The organism is Hydrogenophaga sp. (assembly GCF_025699295.1).
In the GTDB taxonomy this organism is placed as follows: domain Bacteria; phylum Pseudomonadota; class Gammaproteobacteria; order Burkholderiales; family Burkholderiaceae_C; genus Hydrogenophaga.
In genome coordinates this window covers 39,650-59,791 of record NZ_JAILWB010000012.1, presented here as the reverse complement: position 1 = coordinate 59,791, position 20,142 = coordinate 39,650, and the positions used below count along the sequence as shown (strand labels likewise).

Here is a 20,142-nt window from a genome sequence, read left to right as displayed (position 1 = left end):
ATGTTACCAGACTGTCCGATAGGCCCAGTGATGGGCAACGGAACATCATACTCATACGGGTATTGTCCAGATGCTACAACCATTAGAAGTTACGGTACGCCGGGCGTACGATCTCCACGAAGTTCACAGGGCCAGTCTTACCGAATCCACCACTCGGGGTTGCAAGCGGTGTCGATAGGAACCCTCTGTCGCCGGAAGCTGCAAACTCACGGAACGGAATAGGAATCACATCCCCAAAGATCTCACCAGATGCAATAGAGTATGCACCAGCAGAATCCAAGCCAAGCTGCTTGCATGTAGCTACTGCCTGAGGTGTACCGGGGTTTGTCACCGAAACGATCTCTACAGGTGTGACGCCAGCCGCATCAGATGTGGTGCCATTGATAAAGATTGTGCCATTGCTAGGACCAGGACTTACGGGAGCATCTCCCTGAACAGCCAGTGTGGTCTTGTCAGCAATCTGCACGGAACCATTCAACACCTCAACACCAAAGATGGCACGTTCCTCACCAATGGTCGCTAGTGCTGTCGGGTCTACGATGGTCACATCATAAAGGGTGGAATCCGAAGGGTTGGTCTGTTCGACGGTAACAATCGTACCATTGCCAAACGGACGACCCTGAGTGAAGTAACGAAGAATAGTGTTACCACCCGGGAGTTCGAACTCGTCCGTGTGGTACATGGCCTCATCGCCAATATTCAGGAATCCATCAATGCAGATAGCTCCATCGGTGAAGTCGGGGTTAGTTGATCCTCCAGCACTCGGCGGTTTGGTATACAGGTTTTGATCAATGCCACGATAGCGTTCATCTTCTTCCGTACCCGGCAAGCTGGAGAGCGTGAAAGCGTTATTGACCTCGTTGATTGTCACACGTACAGCACGCTCCTCACCATCGAAGAAGAGGGGCGGAATGAATGGATCATCCGGCAACTGCGGATCACTCGGCGGACCCGGGTTCGGGTTGAGTAGGTTGAGATCGCTGAAGTCAATCGGGTTGAGAATACCATTGAGAATGGCACGCACACGTTCACCAAGCGGAGCCTCGCGACCAAACTTCGGGAAGTATGACTGGATCTTGTAGCGTGTCAAGAATCCTTCAGTACCAAACGAGATATTGATCTCGCTGACTCCGTGGCTAATCTCTCCATAGAGACCAGACGGACCAATGTTCTGTTGGGCGAACGCATCAAACGACAAGAGCGGCAAACCAACTTGGTTGAAGTCGGCGTATCGAGACGAACTCTTGGGGACGATCTTACCCTCCGCACGACGCACCGCACGACCAGTCATAACCTGTAGAGAGGTCTCGCTACCCAGGGGCGAGAAAGCCCACGGCACAAACTGATCATCAAGCTGAATATCCTCATCTCGCTGGTAGTGAAGATCACCAAGTACCCACTGACTCGGATACGACTGACCATAACGAGTACGTGCCTGCACGGGGATGGCGACACCCGACAGAGAATCATACACGTTCAAGACGGTCGCAGGATTGATGACATCTAGTAGACCAGAACCAGTGAGCTTCGTGTTAGTCGTCACTAGTGTCTCAAGAGACGAAATCACGCTGTCAGATACCAGTCCACCAGACGGACCAGCGTTGATCGGAAGCTGACACCAGAGGGTGCCCTCAGGATAGTCTTCAAAAGAGTAAAGATCTACATTGTTCCTAGGATTGATTACCCGATTTCCGACGATGGTTAGTTCGACGGGGATATAGTGACTGCCGTCGCCCGCCGGATTGAACGGTGGTGCATCCTCTGTCCAGTTGCCGAAGCTCGCCGGGTTGTCGTCTCCCTGCGGCCCATAGACTGTATCTTCCGGCAAACGGCAGTACGCACCGACACGGAAGTCATCTGTAACGAACGGACTGATCGGCCCCAGATCCCTATTGATTTCATAGTCCTCAACGAACACGCCGCTACCACCGTTGGTAGTTCCGGAGGCTGATAGACTGAATCCTTCTACTTGGTTTTCTACGTTAGCCCAAGCTGCATCTACTAGTCTGTAAAGACCATCATCAGTATCAAAGAGAAGACCCTCGATAACGTAAGAACGACCATAGTGTCGAGCCGCGTGGTCGCGAATACGGTTGTAGAATGAGATGGTCCAGTTCTGGGCCTCGTCTCTACGGTTGTTGATTACGCGAATACCAGACTCAGCCGCACCAGTCGCGAGACCGGCCAGAGGCATCACTGGGTCTAGACGACTCTGGAAAGATGGGTGCTGAGCGGCAACTGATCCATCATCAGATGGTAGGTTATACCCCGGAGGATCACCGCCAGCAGAATCAGTCTGGTAGATTTTGAAGTAAGTCCATTGTTCAATGCCCGTGAGTGCAAGCTGAAGCTCTTTCTCTGTCGGGATGTATGAACGATAGAAGCCATCGGCGTCATAGAAGCCAACAGTTAGGTTGGGCCACGCTGGCTGGAAAACAACGTCGGCCTGTGTACTGTTGATGGTCGAAATGCCATCCAATGCAAACGTATCAAGACCATCGATAGGACTCAAGATGTGCGAGTTGATGAACCCCTCTTGGTGTCCACCAAGCACGCGGAAGCGGGTCGGGTCGGGCACAACGTCCTGACCAAAACCCAACTGCTTAGTCTCGTTGAGACCACTGGCACTACCGAACTGAGAAACCAGATCTAGGATATCAGATTCATTGATATCGAAGATCGCCTTCTTATTGATGAGGTTGACCTCTTGAGCGTCCATGTTCCAGTACCAGTCGTAACCAGTGTCTAGTAGGACACGAGAAAGTACCTCGTCAAGCTGTGACAAATTGAACTGGAAACGGATGGCGTCAATGGTGCCACCAATATTCTTCTCTAGCTGCTCAACGGTGGGTAGATCTGTTACGGGGATAGAGCACTTGCCCTCGTTGAAGTGTAGGTCGATAGCAGCCAAGATCTGACTATACGTACCGCCAAATTGTAGAATACGACGGTACTCTTTGATGTTCGGGTCGTGCGGCGTTGTCGTTGCCCCTACCTCAAAACCATTCAGCACACGGAACGCACGGGCAACAGAGACAATGCCACTAGGGGCATCCTCGCCCAAGTCTTCAGTGTGGATCTTGGTACGACGTAGTTCTTTCTTGTCATCCTCAACCGTCACACTAACAATCGTACCACCAGCACTTGTGGTGTAGTCGGCGTGTGTGATGTTACCACGGAAGAAGAAGTCGCCCACAAAAAGCTCAAGACTATGGCCAATGTCGGGCAGTTGTCCGGATGCACCGTGAAATGCACACGGGTCACCACACGGCACCCATTCAGTCTGGAACGAGTGCGGCGTTAGATTGAAGCCAAAGGTTGCATTGACAGACGAAAGGAAAGCACAAAGCTGTGATCCGGGTTCGTTATCATTGAACTGACCTGACGGCCACGGAATGCCATTGAGGGGTACACCTACCCCACTAACGACAATGCCATCTGATACAATGATGTTCATACCTTATGCTCCTCCGCTTTCGAGGAAGTCATTACCTGCCTCCAAGCTATCGCACCAAATGATTCCTCGTGAATCTCTCACACACCAGATCGGCTTGTATGTACCCGGCTGAGTATAGTTGTGGGTTGGGTTGAACGAAATGGTTGTCTGACCATCGTCGTAGTTGAGTAGTTGAGTCACAACACTCACTCCAGGCGGCAGGATGTCTACCGTCGTAGTGAAGTCAACAATCAATTCGGCATCACCAGAACGCGGCACGCCAGACAGGCTAACGAGCACGGGGTCAATACCAGAGGCGGCATTGATGATACGTGTGGCAGAAGCGTGTAGGCCATCAGAGTCCACAGCCTCAAACTTAGCGATGAAGAATCCACTCGACGCATACATGTGTTGAACGGGATAGCAGCCAGCACCACTCTCGGCCACCGTCTCGCTGGGTGTAAGATCTCCGAATGTCCACTTGGTAGAATCGATGGTCTTGCCCTGCTGCCCCGAAGCTTTGGCTACGAAGTATTGGTTGAACGGCGGCATAAGACCACTGACCGAAGCATCTGGCACGATGATGTCTACAATGGGCGGTAGCTCATCCTGGAAAATGATGACCTTGGCATCAAAGTCAGACGAGACCGTCTTAGCAATCTCAAGTTGAGCGTCGAAGTCTTCAGCAGCCAACACATCTAGTGTGAAACCAGCATCAAACTCGAAGTTGCCTTGCAGTCCACCAAGCATGAAGCCACCCAGGACTCCGCTGGCAATATCGGCGGCACGCATGTAGCCACCAAAGACACCACTCGGAACTTCAGCAGCGAAGATCAAGCCACCGAAATGGCCAGAGCCCACGTCTTGACCAGCAATGTAACCAGCAACGGAGCCAGAACCAACGTCTACGCCTCGCATATAGCCACCGAGGATGCCAGACATGTCATCCTGACCACGGATCCAACCACCAATCGTGCCGTCACCAAAGACAACACCGGAAACGTAGCCGCCAAATACACCACTACCCTCTAGACCGCCGGGCATGAAACCGCCGACGACGCCAGATGCAGTATCTTGACCGAATGAGAATCCACCAATGATACCAGAACCAGTGTCCTGACCATGAATGAAGCCACCAACGATACCACTGGTAGGCGTCCCCACAGCATCATCAATACCATTCTCAGCGATGTAACGTACTTCTGATTCTGTCAATACTCTCGTGAAGTAGAAGACATCTGTGACCATCGAGAACGGATCAACAAAGCTGTTCTGACGGAAATCCCAAGCACCACCCGGAGTAGATGCACCAGCAGCCATGTGCGTCTTGAAGGTGATCATACGACACTCTGGAGTCACCGGCACCTGTGGTGCAACCTGCAAACCATTCCAGGGGTTCAGCCACGGGCCAGTACCGTCCGGACGATCTCCTTGGATGAATCTCCTGTCTACAAGATTGCCATTGAGATAACAAGTGACACCACTAATGCTCGGATCATAGGTCCAACACCAGTGAGACCAGTAATCAAGAGCGGGAATACGATAGTCACCTTCTCGCCAGTTTTCCCAACCACGAAGGTCACTCAGAGGATTGGTAAGAGCAGCAGACGTGCCGCAAACTACTTGACCAGAGTTAGCACCATTGGCGGACGAATCCATGAACATGTTGCCACCCGTCGAGATGATCATCTTGACGAACTCTGAGTCATCCATGCAGATAGCCCATCCACGGTTGGGATCAAGGGTCGTGTCAGAGATGTTGCCGTTCGGCTGCGAGAATGTCAAAGTTCCATAGGACATAATCGTCTGAGCGAAAGCGGAGTTAGTGGAATCTTCACGCTTCGACATGAGGAAACCAACAGAGAATCCCGCAGCCGGATCATCAAACGCCACACCAGATACGGCAAACGGAGGAGCCATATCTCTGTCTTGGTTACCAGGACGAACACCCATCGTGTGAAAGCCACTACATTGCACGCCAAGATCAGAGTTTCTTAGCGGTCCAGGTGTCGCACGTTGACGCCCCTGCATGTCATAGGTACCAACCGTATGACCGTCCTGCTCGTAACCTCGCTGGCCAATCGCATCGAGGTGATTATTCTTGAGACTCAGATCTGTAGTACCAGAGCCACCAGGACTATTGGAAACTTCTCCTACGTTGCCGTCGAAACCATTGAATCTCCAATAGCCTTCTAGAGCACTATCGGCAATAGTAACCTGTGTTGTGGGAGGTTGGCCAGCTCGACCAGCAATGATCGGATTCTGGATACCACTGACAGCGAGAGCTTCTACTTCATCCTTTTCGAAGACACCACGCATGATGAAAATCTCACGCATGTAGATGTCGCCAAGACCACCATCAGTTAGAACGCCACCAGTAGTATTGTCAATAGCGGCATAACCACCAAACTGAAGAAGCCAGTCGGAGGTTGTGCCATCGGGGAACTGATCAGACCACATACGCCATCTGGTAGCCGTATCTGTTCTCTGATTGACCATCTGACCATCAATCCATAGAGAAACGGTCATCGGTGTATTGCCAGTAGTGAAACCAACAACCGTGTAGGGCTCATCAAACTTCGCGTGCAACAATACTTTGCTTGGTACACCAAACGGCACAATACCAGACATGACTGGCGTGATGTTTGTGGTGCTAGAACCATCGCGACCCACGAAACAAATAGTCACGCCCGATGCACCAGTACCAGCATCAAATCCAAGGGGGTCGGGATTGTCGGCGTTTTGTGTCGTTAGGAATGAGGCGAATTCACCATCTGATGTCGAGACGCCAAGATTTCCAAACGTGTGCAGTCTAGAATTGAACCAACGTTGCTGGGTACTCAATCCCTGCGACGTAGCATCCAACGCAGGAATATTACCACTGGCTGTTACTTCAAAAGAGACGATGTATTCGTTGAGATTCTGCGGAGCCAAATCTCTTTCTTCACCGGCTGGCTGATAGCGTGCGTTGTGGTTGGTGGCCGAGGTACGAGAATCTGAGTTGGCTGCATTACCACCGGCCATCGGAGAGGCACCCTGGGGCGAGAAGCAACCCGAACTGATGCCAAGATTTCCAAAACCGTCCAATTCGGGTACAACAGTTCTGGTTTCGCCAGTGAATAGGTCAATGACAGAGGTGCCATCATCACGGTAAAGATCCACGTCTGGCGTAGAATCGCCAATAACGCCATATGAACGTTGCCACTTAGTTAGTGTATCGCCACGCACCAACGTACCCAAGACGGGCTGCATAGCACGGGCCATATCCTGACTGCCCACCACATCACCCAAGTCAGCCGTATCACATGGCCAATACCCCATGAGTCGTGGGTCGTGTCGCGTTCTCCAAAGCGGACTAGTGTCAATGCCGCTTTGTGCCATCGCACGCATTTCGTCCGCACGGAGAGGGCGAGAGAACATGGCGTAGGGGCCAGAGGATCCCGCGTCACCACCATTACTGTGGACACCCTTAGAGGTAGAGTTATCAACCAGTTGGTTCTGATTGCCGTTCATGAAAATGACTGGGAAACCACTACCAGCCAGTCGCGTCATCTGATCTTGAAGATCGTGTGTCAGTGTACCACTGGCTGCTTCGTAACCATCAAGATACAAAGCAACACCACGACTGCCCGCATCATATACAATGCCATAGTGGACATTCGTGCTGCGGAAAACCTCTTCGCCTTCGGCACGAAGGGTCATCTGACCATCAGTACCATCTCCAACAGGGAATACTTCTAAACCCCATCTATCGCCAAAACCAGTAACCAAGAAGTACGACAGCATAAAGCCCATCGTATTCGTAGACACGGTGGCGGGAGTAGCTGCTCCCGCCGTGGCAGTAGAGACAGAACCCATACTGAATACTAGGCTGCCGTCTTTATCATTACTGAAGGCGAGCGGTTGGAAATGTCCACATACCGTGAATCCGCCAGGGCCAGCGGCCAGATCATACGTCGCACCACTGGACGAAACGATGTAATCGAATGTGCTCGAACCATCTTGGTACGGTCGCTGTGCATTGAAGGGACCAGAAGCCCACGTAAAGTGTGTGCCTCTGTCGCCGGGGTCCTTCTCTGAACGGAAACTGTAGCCGTTCTTGCTGGCATCCATCCAACCAGGACCCTTGTTTTCGACATACGACAAGAGGTGAGGGTCGTTGACAGACACGGCTGTCACATTGTCACGCAAGCTGAAGTCTGGCTGAAGACCGCCGCGTTCATGCATTTCTAGAATCTCGCCCTCGTGTAGAACACGACGGAAGTTGTATACTCCAGAAATGAGGTGACCCCAACCACTAGTGAATTCGAAAGCACTTGTACCATAGCTACCATCGTTACTGGCACCGATGTTCAGTACGGATTCATTGGGTCCAGAGGCGGCAGAAGTGATGTAAATGTTGCGGTTAGTTGTACCACTACCTGCTACGCGACCATCTTTGTATAGGACGATTTCATCGTTACTATCGTCCACAAAACGATACGTCATCGTAAGGTGCGTGAATCGTCCCGATTCAATTGGCGTATCAATCTCGGGCGGCACGCCCGCAGCTACGTCCGCCAATAGGAAGGCACGCAACTGGTGTGGTCCACCAAACTTGCTTGCACTTACAGGAGTTGCAGCACTAAGAAGACCCGAAACACCCATGTACCAGCCAACATCATCTCGCCATTGGCCCATGATATTGTGAGTGCGTGCATAACCCGTGAACCAACTATCATTGACAGGACTAAACCCACCATCGGCATGAGCGGTCGGCCATCCATCACTATTGGGATACACCCAGAAGCCAGCAGTAAAACCGCTGTTGGCTACAGGAATACTTAGGCTCGCATTTCTTTGGTGACGAGTGCCGTTGCCCATGATGAGCATGTAGCTCCACGGTGACGACTGGCTCGTCCCAGCAAATACGTGCTGACCCGGCACACGATATCCCTGAATCTGCACACCAGAGAACGGCTGCTGGATTACTTCGAGTCCAGGCCATACACTCGCTGCCGAATCATCGTCCGAAGTAGAACTAACGTCCGCCAAGTGAACGTGGAAATCAAACGTCAAACCAGACGGGTGACCCGCATATGCTGGCGAGTAGTTCTTCCAAGTGGGTGTTCCACTCGGTTCATGCATCGGCCAAAGGCCGACCAAGCTGCCGTCATTGATCAAGTTAGGCATGGAGTCCCTCCATTACTTTGTGCTCACCTGTAAAGGGAGAAACTCGATATCTCTTGACGACATTGCCACCACCATCTACTACGTCCATGTTCACGAACAGGTAGTGGGCATCACGGATAGGTGCCTTGCTGATGAACCAGCCAGGGGCGTTGCCTTCCATGTCTAGACTGTAATACTCAGTCACCCAACAGTGGAGGTCGGCCTTGTCCCACTCCTCGTGAGACATAACTCCCGTGCCTTCGAAGTAATCCGATTCTGAACGAAAGGCTCTAAAACGGGAAGAGGGTAGATCTAGTACAAGCCCTTCGAACACAATGACTTCGTTGACCGCTGTGCCGCCCAAACGGAACTGTTCGTCGTCCCGCTTGTCACACGCAATCTCAACGGTGTCACCGAAATGTGTCGTGAGCGACAGAAGGCCAGAATTGCCTTCGTGCTCGAAGCTAACTTTTACCATCTTGTCCTTACTCCAGAAGCTAAGCCGAGACTATGCCTCACTGTCAGAATACACTAACGGCCCGCCGTCCAAAGGACAGCAGGCCGCTAGATCAGTCAGTTTGTGACCTTGGTTTAGGTCAACAGGGTGAACGGGTCACCCGTAGCGACACCAACACCCAGGTTCTCTACAGCCTGGACTTCCGCACCGCGAGCAGCACCAGTCACCTTACGGTCGGTGTGCCATACGAGCTTCGTGCTCCAGCCCCAGAGGACTTGGTTTGCGTTGTTAGTGCTGCTAGTAGCGTTAAAAGTAGCCATAGCTTACCTCCTACAGTTTATCGAACGTCCGAAAGGCCGGGATGGCCTCATACAATAATACACTAACCAATGTCCCCGAACTCCAGAATGAAGTCGTTACACCAGTAAGTAAACACTAAGCCGAGTCTGAGCAGGCCAGAACCGCATACGCCATAGGTCCCCAGGGGGGATCCTAGGGGTACTACCAGATTCAAGTACACAAATTCAGATGAATTTCCATCGCCCTGCCCCACGAGGGCATTGCCACCATCCTGACGGAAGACGTTTGGATCTGCCGGAACAGTCAATGGAAGTCTCTCTACGGCCCCCGAGGGCATTTCGCCCAGGTATGCCCAGAAGTTGCCGCTGGCTGCAAATTGGACAAAGGCTCTATCTAGCCCTTCGTCGGCACTTCCTTGAAACGCACTGTCGTCCGCCACGAACAGACGCATGTCCGAAACGGCTGTCCCGCTGTTGGCCACATTGATAGTGATGGCGGCCACCTTAGACTCTAGGTGAGACGGCAGGGGCGGATCAGTAAGGTCAAACTGAGTCTGCTCGAACATCAGTACGCCAGATGTGGTGGACGGATTGTTCGGATCAAAAGTCGAGCAACCAGATGACACGATGTTCTTGAAGGCAAACGATCCCCCGGGCGTCGTCCGTGTTCCCACAGGACTCGCAATTTCAGCCGTGTCCCAGGAGAACACGCGGATTACAGGGAAACCACCACTCATGTCACATGCTTCTTTCTAAGTCTTACTTGCTCCTCTTCGGGAAGAGGCACGAAATGTCCGCCCATCCTACGTACAAAGTACACCTGATCGCCCATGATCAACGCCTTCACTCCACGCGGAAGTTCATTGCGTTCGGGCTCAGGGTCGCCTACCTTGCGTAGTCGGATGTCAGAATTCATAACCAAATCTCTCGATGATGCAAGCGTATCGTTTGCGGACAATGTTCTCTGTTTCGTCAGTGTAGAACTCACGGTAATGCTTGTGATCACACTTGTTGAGATGTGGAATCGTAATCCCATCTCTCCCAAGTACGCCACTAATGTAAGCTAGGTCATCCTCCAGATTCTCATAAGCACCAATGAAGTCTACAATGTCTTTGCCTGCCAGATCTTGAAAATACAGTAGTTGATTGAGCGGGTCGTTGGCAACCTCTTCGCCACACCAGTCCTTTTTCCAATGAGTCTTCAGTCCGTCCTTAACCCACGCCTCGAATGTGCAGTTATACATAGACGCACGGTGTCGATTGAAGTGGTAGTTGTACCATGATACCACATGGTCCCACGGATTACGCACAAAGCAAAACTTGAATGCCGCCTCCCACGCCTCTGGTTGTGATTGAGCACGAAGCAGTCTTGCGACCGTATGAGACCTCACTGGCTTATGAAGAGATACGCCAATCGTGTGTCCAGCCACTTTAGGGATATGCACGAACACAAAGTCTTTGGGAACTTCTACTCCGGTAATCATAGGTCCGTGATGTGGGCTGTCTTGTTCACTTTGGCAAAAAACGTATTGCCAATGTTTCTGTGATATCTACTGTACGGTTTGTCAGCGAAGAATGCGTGTAACTCCTGTGGATAAGTGTGTTCAACACATACTAGCTCGGGCTCCCATCGTAACCAATCGAAGGACTGTAAGACATCGATGTCTTTGCATTCGGCATCTACCGTCAGGAAATCAAATTGCCGTGGAACATCGAACTGTTCACAGAGATGAGCGAGAGTGAAACACTCAACGTCGGCATGACCACTGTGATCAAAGCCCACTGGACTCTCTAGGAATCTAGAGATCTGTCTGTTGAGATAGAGTCGATGAGTGCCGGGGGTCGTCAATACTCCAGCATGTACTGTAATGACGTTTGGATTATCGGCGTACCTGTCACTCAGTTTCTCAAAAAAGCGTGGGTGAGGCTCAATTAGGATTGCACTCCAGCCCCGCTCCCGAATGAGAAACTCGGTATGCGAATTTTCAAGACCATCAGATGCCCCCACCTCAACGAGAATACCATCACGCTTCTCTCCAAAGAAACGCAACAAGACTGATCGTTCGTCGTATTGGGCACCGCTGCTCATGATCGCATTCCTTATGAGAAGTCATAGAGTAGTCTGTAACGGAACGTGCCCGCACCAGCACCGCCGTATGTGCCGACTGGTACATCGACACCTACTTCAATTGCAAGATGCACATATTGACTAACGTCATTGTCTAGAGTGCCACTCATCCAGGGCTTGCCAAGAGGAAACTCTGGTTCTGTGATGGTGCCTGAAAGATTGGCTTGTGATGGCACCACTGTCGGAGTATTGTCGGCAGACGAGTCGAGTGTCAGATTAGGAACGAAGTGTTGCTGCTTCTGCTCTAAGAAACGATACGTACCAATATTCCATGACGTAATGTTGTTCAAGAACATACGCATGTTGAAGACACCACTAGCATCGCCAAAATCATCAACTCTGGCGTAGGCTACATGGGTATCGGTGATCGCACCAGAGCCAGTCGTATTCAACTGTCCGTAATTCAGCTCACCACCAGCGGCGGTATCTAGAACTCGCAAGAAACCCGCTCCACCGGATTTCTGGTCACGCAGACCAGACGGGTCTGTCCCAGGATCTTGCTCGATCCATTCTACATTGGGAAAGTCAACCATTATAGAGTCCTCAGCGAGATGTCGGAGTTGATATCCGGAACGTTAGCGAGATCAACAACAAACGCCATGTCTAGTGTAACGTTGCTAGTGAGGTCAGTATCACTAAGTTGTTGGTTGAGATTGCTGATGCGAATATCTACAAAGTTGGCAGGATTAGCATGTACTCCCTTGAGCCTATTGATTTCGTCCTGCACGTACTCAATCGCACGGTTCGTATCTGACGTTGCATCCCCCGTGTTCTTTGCTTGTGCCTGACAACTGATTGAAACACTACCCTCGGTAGTAGTCTTCATGTCCTGAACAATGTTACCTAGGCGTCTGAATGGAATCGTATGACTCACCTTCAATCTTGTGCCTTCAACAATAGACACGCTACAGGTCGCACTTGTAATGCCACTCGGTAGGTTAGCACTAGGATCGTCTGTAAACGTAATAGAGAAGTCAACCGTGCCACGGCACTTGTTTTGAGATACACTGAGGGCTGTTGGGTTGAATAGTGCTAGACCGCTGCCCGCACTCCCCTCTTTGTACTTCTCGTAGACGCCAGAAGCGTCCCACTTGAGTTGTGGACGAACGGAGTTGATATAGCCAGAGCACGCACGGGCAAATCCCGGCCCGCCATCCGGCTCACCCGCCGACAGCGTTCTACCTAGACCCTGAACCGTGCCTCCAATAGTAACCGTAGCTACACCAGCAGCATCCTCCTCGAAAGACTCCGTGCGTTGGTTGAAGAAGAATGGTACACCACTAACAATAGTGAAGACCTCGGTCGCTGAGTACGTGCCATTCGCCGTGTCAGCAACTTCTTCTCTCTGGACAGAGACTTCAAAGATTGGTCCGCCGCCAGCTACAGATGGGTGTGTAAATCCAAACGCACCGGAAGCATTGGGCTCTACAAAGCATGGTAGGGTCAGCGGCAGTTTATCAATACCGAGACGAGCCTTGACGGCACGGAAAGCCTGTTCGAACTTATCGGACTCACCATCAATACCCTCGGCATTGACTTGGTGGGTCACGTTGACCGTGCAGCTATCCGGGTCCTCAGCAAACGTCCATTGATCACTTAGGCTCGACGTGACGCCACTAACGCCCGAGACCGTTACCTGATCCTCTAGGTCAACCGTGTAATCGATACGCTGGAACTGTGTATCAGCGGGGATCGTGAGGCTCGTCACCTTAGGCTTCAAGCCCGAGCAGATGATCGTGCCCTCAGCGAGAGTCTTGTTGGCAGGACCAGCCAAGATCACGAAGTCTGCCTCGTCTACCGAGAATGCTGTACGAAGCTCCTCCTGCTTGACATACATTTGCTCGTAACTACCAGACGGTAGAATGAGCACTGTGCCAGTCAGTGTGATTCGGTTGAGATCAGACGTACGTACACCAGCGTCATCAAACTGAGGCTCGACCGTCCAATCAATGAGCGGTGCGGGCGTCAGCTTGCAGCCGTTGTAAAAGACCTCTACTGCTGCCGAAGATAGAGGATTGACTTCAGATAATACGTTCATCTGTTACCTCGTCTGTCCGAAGGAACTCAGGATACCACGCTCTTGGAGGGCCGTGATGACTTCATCAAGCTGCTCGAATAGTGCAGACACCTGTTCGTCCACCTGATCGGCGGTCGTTGTCATGACAGCACTCTCTAGTTCGTCGCGGAGACTTTCAAGTCCCGTGACGCTGACGCTGTTATTCTGGTTGGTCTGAAGCGTAATCTCAACACGTTGCGTGGGGCTCGTCTGCGTAGCTCCACCAGTACCCGTCCCCGTGTCTGCTGTATTCGCAGCAACAGTGGTGTTGCTTGCAACGATGTCGTCGTTACTGTCGTTGAGTGAGCCAAGCTGACTAATAACCTCTTGTAGTAGTTCCTCTGTAGAACCGCCTCCGGTCTGTAGATCTGTAAGAGCAGCAGTCACCGAACGTGCGATGGCCGCAACAACAGTCTCATTGATACTCTTGATGGCAGAGATGCCAGCAGAGATGTCGCTGTTGCCTTCTTGGAAGTTGGGGATGAAACCACCATTCCGCATCGGGATAATGGCCTCACTTGTGTTGGCAACCGCTAGACCAGCCCCACCCGGCATTGCACGCTTTTCACGAGCACCGGCACGGAGTAGTCCAGCAGCCTCTCCAGGAGTTAGGTTACCACCAGCGAAGTTCGGCAAGAAGCCCTTAGCGGCACCACCGACGTTAGCGGCAGCCTCTAGTACGGCCAACTTACCACCGATGGCAGAGCTAATACCCTGTACGATGATGTCGCCAACCTCACGGAAGGTGGCGTTTTGTTCTGAGAATAGCTGAGCTTCCTTCTCGATTTGCATCAAGGTATTCTTGTCGTCAGCAGCGACAACGGCTGCCAGTAGTTCACGACGTTCCTCGTTGGCAAGATCAAGTACGGCCTTCTCTTCAAGGACGGCATCACGCACCTCTGCGAGATTTTCAGATGCACGCTCCTCTAGTAGCTTAGCGGCTTCCGCAGCTTCTTCGGCAGCGGCCAGTTGTTCCTGGGCAGCAATCACTTGGGCGAACTGCAACTGAGCATCTTGAAGTGCAAGCTCCTGTAGCTTGGTCAACTGCTCAACCTGCTGGTTGTTCAGTTCTTCAATAGAAGGTAGTCCAGCTTCCGGATCAACACCAGCACCAACCTGACCAATGGCCTGTTGAAGCTGATCAACAGAGAAGCCGCCGATGTTCATGGTGCTCGGCAAGAACGATAGGGCATCTAGGATCTGCTGACGGAACTCACTCGGTAGACCAAGTAGGGTCTCTGTCACAGATGATAGCTCGCCCTGAGTCAAGCTTAGGAAGCTCTCGAAAGATCCACCAAGCTGATCAGCGACAAACTGAAGACCAGCAATACCCTGACCAAGTGCTTGATTTTCAGCACCAGTCTGTCCAAAGATTCCTAGGCCAGCGTTGACGATCTCGTCGCGAGCCTGCTGCAAGAACGATAGCGTTTCTTCTGCAAGCTGACGCTCAAGATCGATTCTCTTTTGTAGTGTGATGTTCGCGTCATCGAGCACGCCACGGAAGGCGTTACCGATAGAAGCAAGACCCTGATCAAATGTAACGATCTCTCCAGTGAGCATACCGATGTCACGAGCCAACATAGCACTCTTAATGCGTGCCTCAGCAATCGCACCATTGAACTCTAGTTGAGCTTTGATCAGACTATCATACGCCTCAGCAAGCTCCTGTGTGGTTGACAGAACCTCCTGCTGGGCCTCTTTCAGTTCACTACGAGCATCGGCCTCCTGGCCCAGCAAGTCAGCGATCTTGTCTTTCTGGAAATCCTCGAACGCTCTCTCGACATTCTTGAGTTCGTTCTCAAAGTCACGCGAGGCATCGGCCAGCTTCTCCAAAAGCTCAGCACGCTTCTTGGCGGCTTCGGCAGCATCCTTCTCTGCTTCCTGCTCTGCCTCAAGCACTTTGATCTTCAGCTTGGTTTCCTCGATAGCAGAGGTCTGTGCTTGCTTCTCCATCTCAAGCTCAAGCCCCAGCTTCTCTGTCGTCAATGCAGCAAACTGAGCAGCATTAGCTTCGTCTGCCAACTTCTCGTTCACGAGATCAAGACGACTGGCTAGGATATCCATTTCGGCAGTAGTAGACTCTGTGGCCGCCTTGAGAGCAAGCTCAGCTTTGGCTACAGGGTCGGCAAACGAACCAAGGATCAATTGTTGTAGTCCATCACTCAGTTCAGATGTACCACCTAGTACGTCCTCGACATCTCCAAGACTGACACCCTGGAATGCCGCTAGAACATCAGTTGTTACCATGTCACCGAACTGCTGTAGTTCGGCTGTAAACCTGCGAGTGGATTCGAAGGCATTTTGAGCGGCAGCAGCCTCGGCGTTCAGAAGATCTTTCTGACGACGGTTGGTTTCGGCCTGTAGTTCATTACGCTGATTCTGAATCTTGATCTCTTCTCCTAGTTGCTTCTCTAGGATACTCATGATCTCATTGGCGGCCTTACGTTGAGCCTTAGGAAGTTGCTCGATGAAATCCTCGAACTCGGCAATCTTCTCGGGATCAAGCGTCTTGACGCCATTGTTCACTTTGTTGAAGAACTCGGCAGCAGAAAGACCGGCGGGGTTGAGACCTACCGTGAATTCGTCTAGACGAGTGAATAGTCCAGCCAACTCCTCTTCCATACGAGAGACGGTATTGCCAGATTCACGCTCTGCAACAAGCAGTTCGTTCTGCATACGCACAACCGAATCAGCCAGTGCTTCGGGGCCAAGTTGTGCAAGCTCTAGCTCCAGACCAAGAGTTCTGATGCTATCTGCAAATGCCTGAACCTTCAAGACCTTCTGGAATGTCGCGAAATCCTTGCGTGCTTCTTCAAGAGCACCAGTAAACTCATTGATCTCCGGAACAGTAGCACCAAGAGTCACCAACAGCCTATTGAACGCGGGACCCAAGTCAGCATTTGTACCATTGGCTAGCATCTGCTGTAGTTCTTCAAAGGCAGCAGTTTGCTCGGCACTATCCGTCATCGACTTGATGAGGTCTTCGTTGTTGCCAATGAAGGTTTTGAATGTATCGATGTTCTTGAGTAGTCCCTCACGGACACGCTCGTTAGTGGTCAACATCGCCTCTTGAGCTTCGGTTGTTCTACCGAAAGACGTAAAGCCCTCTTCGATGCCCGCCGCAAGCTCTTTACCAATACGCTTACCAGCAACACCACTCTGTAGAGAACGCAACAGGGCTTCCTGTAGATCGAGCGACTGTTCGGTGCGGCCAGTTAGACGACCACCACCCTTGATACGAGCAGCCTCTTCTTTCTGTGCAGCGGCAATTTCCTTACGGGCATCGATTTCCTCATTGACAGCATCGATGATCGTCAGGATTGACGACTGTACGATACCAAAGGCACCGGCCACGGCAGCCGCCTGAGGACCAAGAACAGCGAACTGTGCAGCAAGACCAAGGCCGCCCTTACTGACATCCAGAATGTCGGCACCTGTTTGAGCAACACCATTATCAAATGTGCGTAGTCCTTTGGCAGCACTCGTGAGAGCGGCTGGCAATGCAGTACCAATCAAGGTCAGTAGCAACGTACCGGCACCACCCTGTAGAGGAGCCAATCCTTTTTGGGTAGCAGCACCAGCAGAAGCACGGGCGGCGTTCGTGGCAGCCTTGAGGGCAGCCGTATGCTGCTTGACGTTGTTGATGTTGACGCCTAGTACGACACCCTGTTGCTTGATAGCACCAGTGGTCGGCACAAGAGAACCAGCTAGGCCAACAGAACTACGGAAGACCTGTCCAAAAGAAGTCTTGAGCTTCGCAGTATTCTCCTTGAAGGATTTGGTCATCGCGTCCTGTGCCTGAGTCAGCGGACCAATAAAACCCGCCTGTCCAGCGGTAGGACCACCAGCACCAGGACCACCGCCTCCGGGGGCACCCTGTCTACTAAGACCAAACACACTTCGTCCAAGAGTAACACCACCAAGAGCCAAGAGAGGCGTGATGTTACCACCGATACTATCGATGATCTCTCCGAGAGAAGTGAATGCCTTGAGGATAGATGTGGCTACCTTCAAAACGCCTGCCAAGCTATCTTCAAGGCCAGCATCACCAAGAGCCTCAGCCAAAAGTTGACCTTGGGCAATTAGCTTACCAAGCTGACGCTCAAGCTTTGCGTCCGTAATCAAACGCTTCTCTTCGGCAGTACCAGCAGCATTGGCCGACTCTTCGGCAAACTCGTTCGCCTTCTCAAGCGAATTCAAAGTACCGATCAAGGATTCGAACTGACGAATACCAGCAATCGACTTCGCGGCGTTCGTCTGTTGGGCTTGCGTTAGACCGTCGAAACGCATTTTCAGATCGTTGAGAACTGCAAGCGTCGGACGCAGACTGCCATCGAGGTTTTCAACCTCAACACCAAGAGCTTCAACAGCATCACGAGCTTCACCAGCAGCGAACAGTCTCGTCTGCAAGGTCTTGAAGAACGTACCAACTTCACGACCAGACTTACGAGTCTGTTCACGAAGGGCGGCGATCAAGCCGATAGAATCATCGATACTCTGCGAGAACTCGGCAAGGGCGTTACCACCAGTACGGAAGGCGTCGGCAACATCGGCGGCGTTGACGGCAGCGATATCCTCAACCTTAGCCAGCTTATCAAGCACGGCAGCAGAGTCCTGACCAACTTCACCAAACTGACGGGCAGCGGCAATGAAGACCTCAGTCGCCTGAGCAGCATTCAACGTCGAGATTTGGGTCGCAAGAATAGCCACGCGAGCACGCTCTTGGGATTCCTCAATGGTATCACCGGCCTGCTTGAAAACACGAATGGTATTGAGAACTTCTGTCGCCGTGACCCCGAAGTCGGCGGCAGTCTTGAGGGCCGCGTCCCCGATCTCTTCCATACGGTTAGACAAACCGCCCACGTCAACTCGAACAATGTCTCTTAGGGCACTGTCGAATTCGAACAGGAAGCTGACGCTACCTTGGATGGCACGGTTGAGTGTGGCGAACGTCGGGAGCAAGATGGCGAACTGAGCCATACGCTGCAAGAACAAGCGGGCTGCACGCTCGTTAGTGTTAAGCTGTTGACCAGTTTTCTGGAGACGCTTGTTTACACCTTGGGCCGTACCACCAATCTTCTTGAGATTGGTGTTAGTCTGAGCCAAAGCAGGAGGTAGGCCCGCAACAGCTTGGCTGATCTTGCGGAACACCTGTGGGTTGATCTGAACGTCAACCAGCTTTAGGACAGCATCTAGTTGGACCTTAGCCATTAACTAAGCCTCTTACTCAAAAACGTGATGGCCTGCTGCTGAAGGAGCTTCTCGATCTTGGCTACGTTTGCTCGAAGCCATTTCTTCTCGAAGTCAGCAAGCTGCGGCGGGAAACGCCATAGACCCTTACTACCAAATCGCCCCTTGGGCAGCATTAGACCGCCGGGAGCACTCTGAACTCGAATGTTCTTCTGGAGCGGCTTCGGTACTCTTGACCTCGGCACATACCCACTCTTTACTTTTTCCTTATCTACTACCCACTCTAACCACGACTCAATCTGGAGATGCCCCGTGCCCGAGGCCGGGTGGGGCGTGGCCAGCTTCAAGAGGGCCAAGTCTCCAAAGCGGATCTTGACTAACCTGTTGCTGCGGCTTACCTTAATAGTACGCTCATATGCCTGCAAAAGTTTCGGAGGTTCTGTCTTTTCGATACCTAATTGACTCAAGCCCTCTGGACTGATTACGAACTTGTAAAAAGCTGTGTCTGCAATTCCCTGGAGACCAAGACCGCCATAGGTCATAGCACGGGCCAGATCGGTCTCGATCCACCGTGCTAAATCCTTCAGAGCCTCGGTCCAAGCCTTATTGACCGCGAGCGTTACCGCCTCACGAGGTCTGATCAGTCTTAGATTCCAGTTTCTTGCCACGGGTCGCCTTCTTACGTGTTACCTTTTTCTTTGTAGCCTTCTTGCGGGCGGGGGTTTTCTTTTTGTCTGCCTCGATGGCCTTGTCGGCACGGTCATGGAGGGTCTTCAAGACCTCTTCCTCGATCTCGCGATCCAACATTGCCTCTTCCGGCGTCTTGAGATACGTTGCCTCTGGGTAATCTGACAGCAGGCCCCGACGAGCTTCATCCAAGAGTTCAGCTTGAAGGGTCACGACAGTAGCGTACACAGTAGATTTAGTGTTTAGATCACGCTCTCTGACGTACGATGTGTAGTCTTCCCAATAGCGTTTATTGGTAGACTTCAAAACGGTACAGGCAGCCATCACGGCTTCCGTTTTGACCATCTCGGCTACGCCCTCCGCAGAGTTCATATAGACCGTCTGCTGGATGAGGAATAGCTCCCACATACGGCGACGTTGTTCACCGATTAGTGTGGCACATTCGACGCAGCGATCAGTGTTGCCCTCGGCCTCCGCATTCTTCAGATCGATCTGAAGAAGTGCGATTTTGCCAACACATTTCTTGAGTTCGCCCTCGTCGTCCTCTGTCCACATACCATGCTCACGCATGACCTCGCGTAGCTTCTCTCGGGGGAATACACCCTCAACCAAGGACTTGCTGTACGCGATCCGATACTGGCGTTCGCCTTCGTTTTCGATACCCACAGTAGGGGAAATCAGCTCGAATTCGCAAGCATTCCCGTTGCGATCCGTTGCTCTAAAAATACGTTCTGCCAT

The 20,142-nt window shown here is 51.9% G+C and carries 11 protein-coding genes; all 11 read right to left on the bottom strand.

Annotation, left to right across the window (positions count from 1 at the left end):
- Positions 1 to 82 precede the first annotated feature (82 nt).
- On the bottom strand, positions 83 to 3,457 hold the full coding sequence (locus K5880_RS14105; RefSeq protein ID WP_297653409.1) for a hypothetical protein: 3,375 nt from the start codon (positions 3,455 to 3,457) through the stop codon (positions 83 to 85).
- A gap of 3 nt (positions 3,458 to 3,460) precedes the next feature.
- Positions 3,461 to 8,608 carry a hypothetical protein gene (locus K5880_RS14100; protein ID WP_297653406.1) on the bottom strand — a complete coding sequence of 1,716 codons (5,148 nt, stop codon included), beginning with the start codon at positions 8,606 to 8,608 and terminating at the stop codon, positions 3,461 to 3,463.
- Positions 8,601 to 9,065, bottom strand: coding sequence for a hypothetical protein (locus tag K5880_RS14095; protein ID WP_297653403.1), 465 nt, complete (start codon positions 9,063 to 9,065; stop codon positions 8,601 to 8,603). The genes K5880_RS14100 and K5880_RS14095 overlap by 8 nt, the downstream gene beginning before the upstream one ends.
- Before the next feature lie 361 nt (positions 9,066 to 9,426).
- Complete coding sequence (locus K5880_RS14090; protein ID WP_297653400.1) at positions 9,427 to 10,080, bottom strand: hypothetical protein; 654 nt, start codon at positions 10,078 to 10,080, stop codon at positions 9,427 to 9,429.
- Between the two features lie 168 nt (positions 10,081 to 10,248).
- Positions 10,249 to 10,827: a sulfotransferase family 2 domain-containing protein gene (locus K5880_RS14085; RefSeq protein ID WP_297653398.1), complete on the bottom strand. Its 579-nt coding sequence runs from the start codon at positions 10,825 to 10,827 to the stop codon at positions 10,249 to 10,251.
- A complete protein-coding gene (locus K5880_RS14080) occupies positions 10,824 to 11,432 on the bottom strand; it encodes an FkbM family methyltransferase (protein ID WP_297653395.1) in 609 nt (202 codons plus the stop codon). Before K5880_RS14080 ends, K5880_RS14085 begins: the two co-directional genes overlap by 4 nt.
- Positions 11,433 to 11,443: 11 nt before the next feature.
- Positions 11,444 to 12,004 (bottom strand): hypothetical protein, encoded by a 561-nt coding sequence (locus K5880_RS14075; RefSeq protein ID WP_297653392.1) that lies wholly within the window; start codon positions 12,002 to 12,004, stop codon positions 11,444 to 11,446.
- Positions 12,004 to 13,509: a hypothetical protein gene (locus tag K5880_RS14070; protein ID WP_297653389.1), complete on the bottom strand. Its 1,506-nt coding sequence runs from the start codon at positions 13,507 to 13,509 to the stop codon at positions 12,004 to 12,006. Before K5880_RS14070 ends, K5880_RS14075 begins: the two co-directional genes overlap by 1 nt.
- Positions 13,510 to 13,512: 3 nt before the next feature.
- Entirely contained in the window at positions 13,513 to 18,738 is a 5,226-nt protein-coding gene (locus K5880_RS14065) for a phage tail tape measure protein (protein ID WP_297653387.1), read from the bottom strand.
- Entirely contained in the window at positions 18,738 to 19,385 is a 648-nt protein-coding gene (locus K5880_RS14060; RefSeq protein WP_297653384.1) for a hypothetical protein, read from the bottom strand. The genes K5880_RS14065 and K5880_RS14060 overlap by 1 nt, the downstream gene beginning before the upstream one ends.
- On the bottom strand, positions 19,345 to 20,142 hold the full coding sequence (locus K5880_RS14055; protein ID WP_297653381.1) for a hypothetical protein: 798 nt from the start codon (positions 20,140 to 20,142) through the stop codon (positions 19,345 to 19,347). Before K5880_RS14055 ends, K5880_RS14060 begins: the two co-directional genes overlap by 41 nt.

Coding starts and splice junctions, on each gene's coding strand:
- K5880_RS14080 (WP_297653395.1), bottom strand. CDS start 11,432: ATGAGCAGCGGTGCCCAATACGACGAACGATCAGTCTTGTTGCGTTTC.
- K5880_RS14070 (WP_297653389.1), bottom strand. CDS start 13,509: ATGAACGTATTATCTGAAGTCAATCCTCTATCTTCGGCAGCAGTAGAG.
- K5880_RS14085 (WP_297653398.1), bottom strand. CDS start 10,827: ATGATTACCGGAGTAGAAGTTCCCAAAGACTTTGTGTTCGTGCATATC.
- K5880_RS14095 (WP_297653403.1), bottom strand. CDS start 9,065: ATGGTAAAAGTTAGCTTCGAGCACGAAGGCAATTCTGGCCTTCTGTCG.
- K5880_RS14100 (WP_297653406.1), bottom strand. CDS start 8,608: ATGCCTAACTTGATCAATGACGGCAGCTTGGTCGGCCTTTGGCCGATG.
- K5880_RS14055 (WP_297653381.1), bottom strand. CDS start 20,142: ATGGCAGAACGTATTTTTAGAGCAACGGATCGCAACGGGAATGCTTGC.
- K5880_RS14090 (WP_297653400.1), bottom strand. CDS start 10,080: ATGAGTGGTGGTTTCCCTGTAATCCGCGTGTTCTCCTGGGACACGGCT.
- K5880_RS14105 (WP_297653409.1), bottom strand. CDS start 3,457: ATGAACATCATTGTATCAGATGGCATTGTCGTTAGTGGGGTAGGTGTA.
- K5880_RS14075 (WP_297653392.1), bottom strand. CDS start 12,004: ATGGTTGACTTTCCCAATGTAGAATGGATCGAGCAAGATCCTGGGACA.
- K5880_RS14065 (WP_297653387.1), bottom strand. CDS start 18,738: ATGGCTAAGGTCCAACTAGATGCTGTCCTAAAGCTGGTTGACGTTCAG.